Origin of the sequence: Nonomuraea mesophila (assembly GCF_004352805.1) — a bacterium.
GTDB lineage: Bacteria > Actinomycetota > Actinomycetes > Streptosporangiales > Streptosporangiaceae > Nonomuraea > Nonomuraea longispora.
The window spans coordinates 1-13,442 of the sequence record NZ_SMLD01000223.1 but is presented as its reverse complement, the minus strand read 5'-3'; the positions used below and the strand labels follow the sequence as shown (position 1 = coordinate 13,442).

The 13,442-nt window shown below is 71.2% G+C and carries 11 protein-coding genes and 1 pseudogene; 5 read left to right on the top strand and 7 right to left on the bottom strand.

Going from position 1 to position 13,442, the window contains the following annotated elements; genetic code table 11:
- Positions 1–187 (bottom strand): annotated as a pseudogene (locus E1295_RS50505) (hypothetical protein); the annotation flags it as partial.
- On the opposite strand from E1295_RS50505, the gene E1295_RS43495 reads away from it, so the two are divergent.
- Together E1295_RS43495 and E1295_RS43490 are read left to right on the top strand one after the other, a co-directional pair.
- Positions 183–638: an RNA polymerase sigma factor gene (locus E1295_RS43495; RefSeq protein WP_132640471.1), complete on the top strand. Its 456-nt coding sequence runs from the start codon at positions 183–185 to the stop codon at positions 636–638. The pseudogene E1295_RS50505 and the gene E1295_RS43495 overlap by 5 nt on opposite strands.
- Entirely contained in the window at positions 635–1,558 is a 924-nt protein-coding gene (locus E1295_RS43490; RefSeq protein WP_132640469.1) for a hypothetical protein, read from the top strand. Before E1295_RS43495 ends, E1295_RS43490 begins: the two co-directional genes overlap by 4 nt.
- Here E1295_RS43490 and E1295_RS43485 read toward each other — a convergent pair.
- The 4 genes from E1295_RS43485 to E1295_RS43470 all read right to left on the bottom strand — a co-directional run bounded on the left by E1295_RS43485 (position 1,555) and on the right by E1295_RS43470 (position 7,316).
- Entirely contained in the window at positions 1,555–2,517 is a 963-nt protein-coding gene (locus E1295_RS43485; RefSeq protein ID WP_132640467.1) for a glycosyltransferase, read from the bottom strand. The two genes, E1295_RS43490 and E1295_RS43485, sit on opposite strands and share 4 nt — an antisense overlap.
- 56 nt (positions 2,518–2,573) lie before the next feature.
- Complete coding sequence (locus E1295_RS43480; protein ID WP_132640465.1) at positions 2,574–3,833, bottom strand: acyltransferase family protein; 1,260 nt, start codon at positions 3,831–3,833, stop codon at positions 2,574–2,576.
- Between the two features lie 174 nt (positions 3,834–4,007).
- Positions 4,008–5,654: an LCP family protein gene (locus E1295_RS43475; RefSeq protein ID WP_246081101.1), complete on the bottom strand. Its 1,647-nt coding sequence runs from the start codon at positions 5,652–5,654 to the stop codon at positions 4,008–4,010.
- 186 nt (positions 5,655–5,840) lie between these two features.
- Positions 5,841–7,316 (bottom strand): hypothetical protein, encoded by a 1,476-nt coding sequence (locus E1295_RS43470; RefSeq protein ID WP_246081099.1) that lies wholly within the window; start codon positions 7,314–7,316, stop codon positions 5,841–5,843.
- Between the two features lie 145 nt (positions 7,317–7,461).
- Here E1295_RS43470 and E1295_RS43465 point away from each other — a divergent pair, with 145 nt between their 5' ends.
- From E1295_RS43465 to E1295_RS43455, 3 genes are all read left to right on the top strand, one after another.
- Positions 7,462–9,462 (top strand): glycosyltransferase family 39 protein, encoded by a 2,001-nt coding sequence (locus E1295_RS43465; protein WP_132640463.1) that lies wholly within the window; start codon positions 7,462–7,464, stop codon positions 9,460–9,462.
- Positions 9,463–9,553: 91 nt separating this feature from the next.
- Positions 9,554–10,447: a glycosyltransferase family 2 protein gene (locus E1295_RS43460; protein ID WP_132640461.1), complete on the top strand. Its 894-nt coding sequence runs from the start codon at positions 9,554–9,556 to the stop codon at positions 10,445–10,447.
- A 3-nt stretch (positions 10,448–10,450) separates the two neighbouring features.
- Positions 10,451–11,512: a glycosyltransferase family 4 protein gene (locus tag E1295_RS43455; protein ID WP_132640459.1), complete on the top strand. Its 1,062-nt coding sequence runs from the start codon at positions 10,451–10,453 to the stop codon at positions 11,510–11,512.
- Here the strand turns inward: E1295_RS43455 and E1295_RS43450 are convergent.
- Positions 11,413–12,372 carry a lysylphosphatidylglycerol synthase transmembrane domain-containing protein gene (locus E1295_RS43450; protein ID WP_132640457.1) on the bottom strand — a complete coding sequence of 320 codons (960 nt, stop codon included), beginning with the start codon at positions 12,370–12,372 and terminating at the stop codon, positions 11,413–11,415. The genes E1295_RS43455 and E1295_RS43450 overlap by 100 nt on opposite strands.
- Positions 12,373–12,381: 9 nt before the next feature.
- Positions 12,382–13,442, bottom strand: a 1,061-nt coding sequence (locus E1295_RS43445) for a TFIIB-type zinc ribbon-containing protein (protein ID WP_246081098.1), incomplete at its 5' end; no start/stop codon positions are given.

Below are 13,442 nucleotides of genomic sequence, written 5' to 3'. Positions count from 1 at the left end.
GCACCGGGTAGAAGGCGCCGCAGATCTCCGCGTCCCGCACCCGCACCGGCATGCCGACCGCCCGGCCCTGGATCAGATGCGTTGCCATGCTTTCCAGTACATCAACCGGAAAGCCGTGTGACCATTCGCGCCCGGGTGCCGTCTGGGTGTGATGTGAGTTTCCAACCGACACGGGGGGCGTCATCATCGAGGAGCTGTATCGCGAGCACTGGCCGCTCGTGTGCGGGTTCCTCCTGCGCAGGACGCGTGACCCCCATCTCGCGGAGGACCTGGCACAGGAGACGTTCGTCAAGGCGACCAGGGCCCTGCTGGGCTGGCGCGGCGAGAACCCGGCCGCCTGGCTCCTCACCATCGCCCGCAACGTCCTCATCGACCACGTACGCCGCCGCCGGATCGAGGTGGCCCTGCCGGACCCCGACGAGCTGGGCGTTCCCCCGCTCCACGTGGCCTCGCTCGACGTACGCGATGCCCTGGACCGGCTCCCCGAACAGCACCGCAGGCTGCTCACGCTGGTCTACCTCGAAGGGTTCTCGCTCGTGGAGGTGGCCGCGATGACCGGCAGGAAGCACGCCTCGATCAAGACCGCCGTGTGGCGGGCCAGAAACGCCTTCGCCGACATCTACGGAGCCCCTGAATGACCGACGACTTCCCGGAACTGCCGGACTTCGACCCCAAGGCCACCCGGAACGCCGTGCGGCGGGGTGTCCTCAGGACCGCCGCGATCGTCCTGACCGTGCTCGTCCTCCTCGCCGCGGCGCTCACGTGGGGGTCGGCCGCGGTGCAGACCCGCGGCGACCGGGAGCAGCGCATGGCGGCGGTGCTCGGCACCGCGTTCAAGATGTACAGCCCGGCCTACACCGTGAACGTGGGCGCCTGCTGCGAGACCACTCCGGTGTCGATGTCGCTGGAGGTGCAGGCGGCTCCGCTGCGTCCTGTCGGCGACTTCTGGCCCTCGGGCGGCGCCGCGTACACGATCAGTCAGGACCTCTTCGGCCGGGTGGGGCGCCTGCCGCTGGGCAGCACCGCCAACACCAGGCTCTCCACGGCCCTGTACGACGTCGGCACCTCCCTCGCCCCCAAGGAGGAGATGCGCAAGGTGCTCGACCGGCTGCCCGGGGGCCTGAGGGCGCTGGCGGTGGTGGAGTTCGCCACGCCGCTGTCCGAAGACGACATGCAGGCCTTCATGAAGACGCACGGCGGTTGTGCCGAGCGGGTCGCCTACGAGCGCAGGCCGGGCGCCCTGTCCATCACCTGGGGCTTCGACTACTGGGCCGCCGCGCGGAACCTCGGCAAGGTCCGCGACATGACCGAGGAATCGTGCGGCGGCGGGCTGCGGGACTTCCGCGCCTGGGTCGGCCTGCTCCGCGAGCACGACGACGCCAACCTGCGTGCCTTCGACCTGTCCCTGGACCGGCTGCGCAGGGCGGCGGACGGCGGCCTCGCCTACGCCTACGTCGACCAGTCCAGCAGGGTCGGGAAGCTGCGCGAGGTGATCAAGGATCCGCGTGTCCGCACGGTCCGCCTGGCCGACGTCGCCTTCGACCTGGACAGCCCCTAGACCGCGAGCGCGTGCGCGGTCAGGCCGGCCCACGACTCGGCGCGGCGTACGAACTGCTGCGCGTGGTCGGGCCAGTGGTGGCGCAGGCGTGCCTCGGCGTGGCCCAGCGCGCCCAGTTCGAGCCGGCGTGCCGGGTCCTCCTTGAGGTCCAGGACGGCGTTCAGCACGGCGTCCACGTCGAGGGGCACCACGAGACCGCAGCCGGCCGGCTCGACCAGCGCGGCGCCCTGCGAGGTGGTGATCACGGGCAGCCCGCGGCCCATGTAGTCCATGATCTTGGTGGGCGGCGTGGGCACCGTGCCGGTCGCCAGCGACAGGCCCGCCAGCGCGCCCTCGGCCATGCGCAGGGCGTGCCGGTTGGGCACGTACCCGTACCAGTCGAGCAGGCCGATCCGCTGGGCGTCGCGCAGCAGCGGACGCACGTCGCGGGCCGCCGCGCCGATCAGGTCGAGCCTGATCCCGTGCGGGACGAGGCGTTCGGCCAGCCCGATCAGCTCCGTCACGCCACGCTCGGCCGACAGGCGGCCGATGTGCACGACCCTGGTGTCGCCGGGCGGAGGAGGGGCGGGCGACACCAGGGTCGCCTCGGGGAGCACCGCGGTTGTGACCACCCGGTGCCGGCGTCCCGCACGGGCGAGCCGCGCCGGGCTCACCTGCTCGCGTACGTCCCAGACGACAGGGGGCCGCCGGTGAGGCAGCGCGCGCAGCAGCCGGTGGTCGTGCACGATCAGCAGGTCCGCGTCCTGCACGCCGCGTTTGAGCGCCGCGCGGGCCCGCCCGTACGACGCGTGGTACGCCACGTCGACGGCCCCGAGCCCCATGGCCGGCGTCACGTTGAAGTAGGTGAACGGCGCGACGTAGGTCACCTCGTGGCCCGCGTCGAGCAGCGCCCGGATCTGCCGGTGCATGATCCGGGCGTCCTCGGGATGGTGGACGGTGGTGGCGACACATGCGCGCATGTGTCGATGTTCGGCGCCGACCAGGTCAAAGGCGTTAATGGCGGCCGAACAGCCGCTTAACGTCGGGACGGCCGCCGATAGAGCCAGGTCAGCCGCGGCTCCAGCACCCACTTGAAGACCGTACGGGTCTCCGGCAGGCACAACACGATCGCCAGCGCGAAGGAGCTGAAGGTGATCGCCAGCACGCCGAGCGGCCCGTACAGCCACGGGAAGTCCAGCCAGCCCTGGTCCTTGGCGATCAGGACGGGGATGCCGTGCAGGAGGTAGCAGTAGAGCGTGCGGGTGCCGAGGTCGGTGTACCAGGTCTCCTTCCTGGGCACCAGCGCCAGCACGGCGAAGCACATGGCGAGCGCGCACACCAGCAGGCCGACGCGCAGCCCGAGCCCCATGTACCAGGACAGGTCGAGGTCCTGGTAGCTGTTCTTGTAGTAGAAGGGGCCGAGCGGGGACCTGGGCGCGATGTAGATGGCCACCGCGGCCGCGCCCAGGACCGTGAAGACCGAGACGATCTTGATCCAGCGCCGGTTGAGCAGCTCGAAGTGCTCGGGCTGCATCACGAGACCGATGACGAAGAACGGCAGGAGGCCGAAGAAGCGGTCCATGCTGAAGTCGCCCGAGATCTGCGAGAACCCGGCGAACAGGTAGATCGCGATCGAGACGGGGACGGGGTATTTCATGCGCTTCCACACCGGCGTGGACAGCCGCCAGAACAGCAGCGCCAGGAGATACCAGTTGAGCCACGCCGGGTCGATGATCGTCAGGCTCCACTTCTGGCCCAGCGCGAAGCGGAGCGCGGCGTAGCCGACCTCGACGATCACGTAGGGGACGAGGAACGTGTCGACCAGCTTGTTGGTCTTCGCGTTGGAGTTCCAGAAATTCCTGGACAGGTAGCCGCTGATCAGCACGAACAGCGGCATGTGGAACGTGTAGATGAAGATGTACAGCGACCTGGAGGAGTCGGCCGACAGGGTCGGCACCAGCGAGTGGCCCAGCGGCACGAGCGCGATCAGGATGAACTTGACGTTGTCGAGGAACGGATCACGCTTGCGCTTGGGCGGCTGCTCGGCCTGCTGCTGGGGCCGGGGCTGCGGCTGCGCCTCCGGCTGCGCGGCGGGCGCCGTGATCACGGGACGCTCGGCCCGCACCGCGGGCTGCGGTTCCGTGCGCTCGCCCGGGGGCACGCCGTGCGGGTCGGTGGCCTCGCTCCAGAAGGTCTCCTCCGGTAGCGGCCATCGGGCCCCCGTGTCGGCGGGCCCGCTCTCGCCGTCAGGGCTCCGCGGGGTCGTGACCTGTGGGGACCATCTGGTGTCAGACACTGGGGGAGTCGCTCAGCTTCGCTCGGGGCCGGGGAACACGACGGCAGCACGACCCGGATGACCTTACGGCCCCGTGTCGCGCTGCGTCGCCGACCCGCAACACACTATCTCGCGCTCAAGGGTGCTGTCCCTCACGCGGCGGATATGACGCGATTACACAGGCAATTTGGAGCGTCAGGTGCACACGTTCTTCTGCTCGGAGGCGTTGATCGAGCTCTCCTCGACGCTGTCGGGCAGCTTGGTGACCTTGACCGAGTCGAAGTCCTCGCCGATGACGAACTGGATCACCGGGGTGCCCTTGAGCTTGGCCCCGTCGGCGCCGGCCGTCGGCGACGTGTACGGCTGCGCGTTGGTCGCCTTGACCTTGCCCGACGCCGGTGAGGGCTTGGGCACGACGGACTTGGCCAGCACGCCGGCGTAGTCGGGCGCCGTGTCGATCGACTTGGCGTAGTGGATCTCGCTCTTGGGCAGGGTGGCGCCGCCCGGGGCCTCGTAGTTGCCCACCCCGATCACCTTGAAGCCCTGCTCGGCCAGCTGCTCGGCGACCTCACCGGCCTTGCCCTGGGTCTTGGTGCCGTTGAGCACCTGGACCCGCACCTGCTCCGGCTTGGGCGTGACCTTGGGCTTGGAGCTGGCGCTGGCGGACGGCGACGGCTCGGTGGGCTCGGTGTCCGTCTTGACCGCGGTGAACAGCTTCTGGGCGTCGGGCTCCCTCCAGATCACCCGGGCCTCGGGGTTCTCCGGGTCGGGCAGCACCGGAACCGTGGTGAGCTCGACCCCCTTCGCCGTCAGCTGCTTCGTGCTCATGGCGATGTCGATGAGCTTCTGGGTGTCGTTGGCGAGCGCGGGGTCCATGGTGACCGAGCCGGCGGCGGCCGCGATGAAGTCCCGCAGCTTGCCGACGTCGGTCATGAGCTCGCTGCTGGTGGCCTTGGCGATGACCTTGCTGAGGAAGATCTGCTGCCGCTTGATGCGCTGGAGGTCGCTGCCGTCGCCGTATTTGCGCAGGCGTACGTAGCCCAGGGCCTTCTCGCCGTTGAGCAGGCTCTTGCCGGGCGGCAGCACGAGCTTGGAGGCCTTGTCGTTGACGCCGTTCTGCAGGCAGATCTCGATGCCGCCCAGGGCGTCGACGATGTTCTTGAAGCCGCTGAAGTCGACCTCGACGAAGTGGTTGACGCGGATGCCGGTGAGGGTCTCCAGCGTGGAGATCGTGCACGCGACGCCGCCCGAGTTGTACGCCGAGTTGATCATGTCACGGCGCGGGGGCATCTCCTGCTTGGTGGTCTCGTTCTTGCACTTCGGGATCTGCACCATCGAGTCGCGCGGGAAGCTGATCAGCCGGGCCTGGTCGCGGTCGGGGGAGATGTGCAGCAGGATGATCGTGTCGGTGCGCTTGCCGCCACCGTCGGCCTTCCTGGCGTCCTCCTGGCCGTATTTCGCGTTGCCCTCGCCCGCGCGGGTGTCGGAGCCCACGAGCAGCACGTTGAGCGCGCCGGTGTCGACGGGCCGCGGGTTGATGATGTCGTCGTTGATGCTCTTCTGCTTGATGTTGCCGAAGGCGTCGCGGTAGACCACGTAGCCGGTCAGCGCGCCCGCGACCATGAGCGAGGTGACGCCGATGCTGACCCAGGCCAGCACCCGCATCTTGCCGCCCTGGCCGCCGCCACCACCGCGGTGGCCGCGGGGCGGCCCGTCGTCCGGGGGCTCGGGAGGCGGCGCGGCGGCGGCCGCCCTGCGGGCCATCCTGCTGCCGGGCTGGGAGTGAGCACCTCGATGGTCGTGCGGGAAATCGGCTACTGGCGCGCCCCTGTAGTCGCTCATTCGCCCCCCAGCCTCACTTCTTGCGCCTGACGCGCCGGCTTGGTCGCTCCGGGCAACGAGAGTAGGACACGTGCGGCGTGCCCGTGGTCAAGATCGTGGGGAACGGTCGTGACCCCGGTGTGACGTTTTCGCGGCAAAGCATACTCAGAGCTGGACATTGAGTGGAATATCATCGCCAAACTCTTTTCACCCTCCAGGTACTCGTCGCAGCACATCAGGCCTGAGACTGAGGGCCGCCGCCAGACAGGCCAGAGGTACGGCCGGCAGCACGTAACGGTAGTCGAACTCCGCGGCCGCGGCCGGTGCGACCAGCAGCACGACGGCCGCCGACCAGGGCACCAGCCAGGCCGGAGCTCCCGCGCGAGGCCGGCCCTGCCGCCTGCGCCGGAGCTCGGCGACGGCCATCACCGGCGGCACCAGCAGCACCCCCAGGAGCACCGGGCCGGGCAGCCGCGCCGCGCTCTGGTAGGCCCGCAGCCATCCGGCGTAAGGCTCGACGATCTTCGTGCCGATCGCACCCTGCTCGTAGAGCTTGGCATATTCGGCGCCGACCTGTGCGGGATAACGGCCAGGTGCACCCGGTTCGGTGACAGGGAACTCGTAGTAGCCGTAAATCTCGGCGTCAGGATAGACCGGGCGGCCCCAGGTGAACGTCCGGCCCAGCTCGCCCAGCACCGAGGCGGCGTAGTCGAGCGGCTGGGTGGTGATCGCCAATGCCGCGAACCTGGCCGCGAGCTCGTCGTTCTCCTTGGTGAACGTGATCCCCGGCAGCCGGACGAGGGGGGCGTCCTTGGCCCAGATGTACTCCTGGGAGGGCGGCCGCTCCGTCGGCGGGCGGGGGTCGCACAAAACCTTCAGATCGGGCGGCGGGTCCATCCTGTCGCAGTCGGCGAACGACATCGCGCGGGCGTAGAGGAAGGCGCCGTTCGCGCCCACCAGGCCGATCCGGTGGTAGGTGGCGTAGAACCAGGCGCCGTACGCGACGAGCGGCACCAGGGCCGCGGCCAGCAGCACCCCGGCGGGCCGGATGCGCCGGCGCAGCACGAACCAGCCGGCCAGCACCACGACCAGCGGCTGGCCGACCGTCCTGGTGAGCACGGCCGCGGCCAGCAGCAGGCCGATCGCCGCCACGGTTGCGGGCCGCCGCGTCGTGCTGAGCGCGACGGCGGCCACGACCAGGAACATGAAGAGCGTGTCGGCGACCAGCAGGTGCTCCAGCTCGACCTGGTACGCGTCCAGCAACACGGGAACGGCGGCCAGTGTCGCCGCCCATCGGGGCGCCCGCCGCGCCGCCAGGTAGACCATCACGCCCGCGGCCAGCCCGAGCAGGTGCTGCACGGCCGTGACCGCGGCGAAGGAGTGCAGCGGTTCGAGCAGCTTGAGGAACATCGAGTAGCCCGCCGGCCGCACCAGGTCGGGACGCGGGTGGAAGACGGTGACGACGTAGGTGTAGGTGTCGGGGAACCACAGGGCGGGCCGGTAACCCGCCATGGCCAGGACGCGCAGCGCCGCGCCGAGCACGAACACGGCCAGGAACCACCCGTGCCGCCGGACGCGGCGCCGGACGTCGTCCGGGAGACGCCGCCTGCCCCGGCGGGCGGGCGCGGGCTCCTCCGTACGAGCCTCCGACATCAGCCGTACGTCCTCCCGAATCTCCGGCACGCCGCAGAGGTGCGCGCTCCGCCACCCCCGGGCGGTCTGCCACCGTACGGTACCGGCGATCGCGCGGAACCCGTGCCACCGGCGGCACGCCACGCGCCCGCCATGGGCGTGCCCGGTGTGCGCGGTTGGATACGCTCGCTGACCGATGGGACACGATCGACCAGGCCGGTTGCTCGCCGCGCTCTCGGTGCTGCCCGCGCTCGCCGTGGCGGGATGGCTGCTGGCCGGGCTGCCGCTGCTGCTGCTCGGCCGCTTCGCGCCGCTGCCGGCCGCGCTGCTCGGGCTGCCCGCCGCCGCGCTGCTGTGCTGGGCGGGCACGCGGCGGCTCGGCAAGCTGGTCGAGGCCACGTCCTGGCAGGTCGCGGCGGTCGTGGCGGTGGCCGTGGCGTCGGGCGTGTTCAACACGGTGCTGCACAGCGAGCAGGTCGCCGTCAGGCGTGATCCGGCGACCTACGCCCACTACGCGGCCTGGATCGCGCAGCACGGCTCATTGCCCATCCCGAGACACGCCGAGGCGTTCGGCGGGTTCGACCCCTGGCTGATCTTCGCCGGCGTCGGGTTCTTCGACGTGCCCGGCGGGGTGGTGCCGCAGTTCATGCCGGGTGCGCCGCTGTTGTTCGCGGTGGGCAACTGGTTCGGGGCGCCGTTCGTGATGCCGGCCGTGCTGGGCGCGCTGGCCGTGCTCACGCTGGCCGGGGTGGTGGCGCGGCTGGCCGGCACGCGGTGGGCACTGGTCGCGGCGGTGGCGCTCGCGGTGTGCCTGCCGATCCTCTACACCTCGCGCACCACGTTCAGCGAGATCCCGTCGCTGGTCCTGCTCTTCGGCGGCCTGTCGCTGGCCTGCGACGCGCTCGCCAGGCCGGGGTGGTGGCGGGGGCTGCTCGCGGGGCTGGCGTTCGGGCTGGCCGTGCTGGTCAGGATCGACGGGCTGCGTGACGTGCTGCCGGTCCTGGCGTACGCGGGGCTGCTGATCGCGATGCGGCGCTCGGCGAGGAACAAGGGAGCGCTCGGCCCGGGGCTGCTGGCCGGTCTGGTTGTGGGCGGCGGCGTCGGGATGCTCGGGGGATACGTGCTCGCCCGGCCCTACCTCGGTTATCTGGGGGGCTCGATCCGGCCGCTGCTGCTCATCTGCGTGGGTGTGCTCGTGCTCACCGTGGCCGGCACGGCCGCCGCGCCGCTCCTGGCCCGGTGGCGCCCGCCGAGGTGGCTGCCGATGGCGGGAGCCGGGCTGACCGTGCTGCTCATGGCCGGCCTCTACGCGCGGCCATGGGTGCAGGCGGTCACCCGGGTGCCGGTGCACGAGGGCGACCGGCGCACGTTCTCGATGATCGAGGCGATCCAGAAGGCCAACGGCATGGAGCCCGACGGCACCCGGCTCTACTTCGAATATTCGCTGCACTGGGCGGTCTGGTACGTCGGCCTGCCCGTGGTCGTGCTGGCCACAATCGCCGCGGCGCTGCTCGTCCGCCGGCTGCTGCGCGACGGCACGCCGTTCGAGTGGCTGCTGCCACTGGCGGTGATCGGCTGGACGACCGTCACCACGCTGCTGCGGCCCGAGATCACGCCCGACCACCCGTGGGCGGCCCGCCGCCTGGTCCCCGTCGTCATCCCCGGGCTCATCCTGCTCGCCACGTACGCGCTGGCCCGGCTGCGTGACCAGGCGAGCCGGCGCGGCACGCGCATCCGGCGCTGGGGCACGGTGCTGGCGGTCGCGCTCGTGCTGGTGCCCCCGGCCGTGACCTCGATCGGCACGGCGTTCACGCCGATCGAGCGGGGCGAGGCGGCGGCGGTCGAGGCGATGTGCGGCAAGATCCCGCGCGACGCTTCGGTGTTGTTCGTCGAGCGGGTCACCGGCGACCGGTTCATGCAGGCGGTGCGGGGCACGTGCGGGCTCCCTGCGGCGGCGGTCAAGCGGGTGCTGACCGACGTGGCGCCCGAGGACCAGGTGCGCCGCCTGATCGAGCGGGTGCGGGGCACCGGGCGCGTGCCGGTCGTGCTGGCCGCCGACGAGGAGCAGGTCGCGCCGTACGGGCGGGCGAGGCAGGTCCTGAGGCTGGTGGCACGGCAGGACGAGCGTTCGCTGATCGAGGCGCCCAACGGCACCTGGACCCTGCGGATGAACGTCTGGATGGCCGTGTCCGAGTGAAACGATCTTGTAGGCTAGACTCGGTGCTCTTCTGGGCAGAGTAACCTCGATCCCCGTGAGCACGCTTGACGCCTCCAAGAGTGGACCTGCCGTGGAAGAAGCGCCATACGTCACGATCGTCCTTCCCTGCTACAACGAGCAGGACCACGTCATCGACGAGGTCGAGCGCATCACCAAGGCGATGGACTCGAGCGGCTACACCTACGAGCTCGTGGCCGTGGACGACTGCTCCAGCGACGAGACGCTGGCCAGGCTGAAAGAGGCCGCGCCCACCTACCCCCACCTGCGCATCCGCGCCTTCCACCGCAACGGCGGCGCCGGCACCGTGCGCCGCATCGGCACGCAGGAGGCCAAGGGCGAGATCGTCGTGTGGACCGACGCCGACATGACCTACCCCAACGAGCGCATCCCCGAGCTGGTGCAGCTGTTGGACAAGGACCGGACGATCGACATGGTGGTCGGCGCGCGCACCAGCGAGGAGGGCTCGCACAAACTGCTGCGCGTGCCCGCCAAGTGGGTGATCCGCAAGGTGGCGGAGATGCTGGCCGGGCAGAAGATCCCCGACCTCAACTCCGGGCTGCGGGCCTTCCGCAGGCCGGTGGCCAAGCCCTACCTGCGGCTGCTGCCCCCCGGGTTCTCCTGCGTCACGACGATCACGCTGTCGTTCCTGTCCAACCAGCACGACGTCTACTACCTGCCGATCGGCTACGCCAAGCGGGCCGGCAAGTCCAAGTTCAGCTTCGTCTCCGACGCCTACCGCTACATCCTGCAGGTGCTGCGGATGATCATGTACTTCAACCCGCTCAAGGTGCTGATGCCGCCCGCGTTGTGGCTGGTGGGCATCGGGCTGCTGAAGGGCGTCTGGGACATGATCCAGCACCCGTTCTACTTCCCCGCCAACACCGTCATGATCTTCCTGTCCGGGTTGCTGATCGGGTCCGTGGCGCTGCTGGCGGACCTGATCGTGCGCTCGCGCGGGGACTGACCGGTGCGCATCGCGATCGTCGGCCCGACCTACCCGTACAAAGGGGGCGGGGCACAGCACACCACCGAGCTGGCGCACCGGCTCGCGGCCCTGGGGCACGACGTGGTGATCGAGTCGTGGCGGGCCCAGTACCCGTCGTTCCTCTACCCCGGCGAGCAGACGATCTCCGCACCCGAGGGCAGCCCCTACCCGCGGACCGCGCGCAGGCTCGACTGGCGGCGGCCTGACGGGTGGGTCGGCGCGGGCCGGCGGTTGCGCTCGGCCGACCTGGTCGTGCTCGCGGTGCTCAGCCCCGTGCAGGTTCCCGCCTACCTGGGCATCCTGCTCGGCCTGGGGCGCGGGGCCAGGGCCGTCGCCCTGTGCCACAACGTGCTGCCGCACGAGCGCAAGCCCTACGACCGGCCGCTGATGCGGGCGCTGCTCGGCCGGGCCGACGGCGTGCTGACCCACTCCGAGCAGCAGGCCGCGCTGGCCAGAGGGCTCACCGGCACGCCGGTGAGCGTGGCGGGGCTGCCGCCGCACCTGCCCTCGACCACCGCCGAGAGGTCCACCGCCGTGCACCGCCGGCTGCTCTTCTTCGGCATGGTCCGGCCGTACAAAGGGCTCGACCTGCTGCTGCGGGCGCTGCCCGACGGGGTCGCGCTGACGGTGGCGGGAGAGTTCTGGGGCGGGCTCGACGAGACGAAGGCGCTGATCGCCGAGCTGGGCCTCGGTGACCGGGTCGAGCTGCGGCCCGGCTACGTGGCGGCCGAGGAGGTGCCGGCGTTGTTCGCCGCCGCCGACGCGCTCGTGCTGCCGTACCGTACCGCGACCGCCAGCCAGAACGTCTGGCTCGGCCACGAGCACGGCGTGCCCGTGATCGCCACCCGCGTCGGCGCGCTGGCCGACCACGTCACCGACGGCGTCGACGGGATCCTCGTCGAGCCGGGGGACGCCGGCGCGCTCCGCGAGGCGATCGAGCGCTTCTACGCCTCCGGCGAGCCCGAGAGGTTGCGGTCGGGGGTCAAGGCGGTCGATCCGGAGCCGTTCTGGTCCGCGTACACCGCGGCGCTGCTCGGCGCCTGACGGCCCAGCAGCCACGACACCCCCGCGGCCGTCGCGTCGGCCAGGGTGAAGGCCAGCCGCGACACGACCGCCACCGCGAGCGCGGCGGGCGTGCCGACGATCGGCCCGAGCATCAGCACCATCGCGCCCTCCCTGACGCCGACCCCGGCGGGCACGACGACGGTGAGGATGCCGGTGGCCCACGCGAAGGCGTAGGCGCCGGTGGCCACGACGTAGAGGTCGGCGCGGCCGGCCAGCAGCCAGACGTGCAGGCCGTACACGAGCCAGCCGAGCGCCGTCCACGCCACCGCGGCGACGACCGCGCGGCCGGGCAGCACGCTCTCCAGCGGTTCCTTGCGGGCGACGCGCAGCGCGAGGTTGAGACCCCAGGTGAGCACCTTCGGGTGCAGGCAGACCATGATCACCGGTACGAGCAGCACGAGGTACCAGGCCTGCCGCACCGCCTCCTGCGAGCCCAGCGTGGCCGCGGCGACCGAGATCGCGACCCCGAGGCTGATCACCAGGCTCAGTGAGATCGTCGCGAACGTGCGCCGCGGCGGGCTGCCGTGGTCACGGCCGAGGTCGATCATCGCGGCGTACGCCCAGACCGCGCCCGGGATGTATTTCCCGAGCTGGCCCACGAACATGATGCGCCCGGCGACCCGCAGCGGCACCCACGTGCCGAGCCCCGCCAGGATCGCGCGCCAGGCGACCAGCATGAAGAACTGGCCGAGCAGCACCGCGGCGAACGCCCCCAGCACCGCCCACGGCGACATGTCGGCCACGGCGGCCGTCGTCTCCTCCCAGTTGGAGGCCAGGCCGTAGCTCAGGAAACCGAGCGCGAGCAGGGCGAGGACGACGCGCAGCAGGCGGCGGAGCATTGGGCCAGGCTACGCGTTCCTGCCCCAGATCAGCCAGATCATCGGCACGAGCACGATCAGCGCGGCGAGCACGGCGAGCGCGATCTTGACCGCGCTGTACGGCCGGTCGCCGTGGACCTCCCCGCTCACCCCGTTGATCATCACCTGGTACGTCTTGCCGCCCAGCACGTAGCTGCCGATCCACACCGGCAGCAGCATCAGCTTGAACGTGACGTCCGCGTAGGAGGTGTTCACCGCGTGCACGCGCTGCACGTCGCCGCCGATGTCCCTGCGGCAGTCACCCAGGATGACCTGGTGCATGACGCCCTTGGCCAGCTCCATGCCGGCCTGCGGCTCGGTGTCGTACCTGAGGCTGTGGTGCCCGGTCACGTAGCCGGGCTGGAACGCGACCGCCCGCTCCAGCGGCCAGGGCTGCAGCGCGTCGAGCCGTTCGCGGGGGAGCCGCGTCGTGGCGGGGACGAGGACGTCGTCGAAACCGCGCGCGACCCGGCCGGCGGCGGGATACCAGCGGGTCTTGCGGACCCGGCGGGTCCTGCGCTTGCCGTTGGAGGTGTAGGACTGGGTCACCCAGTAGTGCTTGCCGCGCTGGCCGGTGTAGTCGGAGACCGTGGCCGCGTCGAACGTCCAGTGCGGAAGGTACGTGCTCTTCATGGTCTCCGCCTCGCTGACCTTCTTGAGGCGGTCGGGGGCGAACCAGCGGGTCCGCACCCAGCCGCGCAGCGCGGTCCTGGCGCCGCCGCGGTCGAGGGCGAACGGGAGCACGGCCTCCGGGGTGATCTGCGAGTCGTTCGCCGTGTCGGCCACCAGGGCGGTGGCGCAGAACTGGCAGGCCATGGACAGGGCGTCGCTCTCGGTGCGGGCGCCGCAGCCGGGGCAGGTGAACTGGTGCCTGGCCAGGGTGTGGACGCGCGGCTTGGCGAGGAACGCGTCGAAGGAGTGCTCGCGGACGCGCCGGGCGGGCGGGGCGATCTGCTGTTCGAGCCCGCAGTAGGGGCAGCGCAGGGCGGTGGTCCCCGGCGCGAAGGCCACGCTCGCGCCGCAGCCCGCGCACGGCTGGGCGGGTGTCTGGG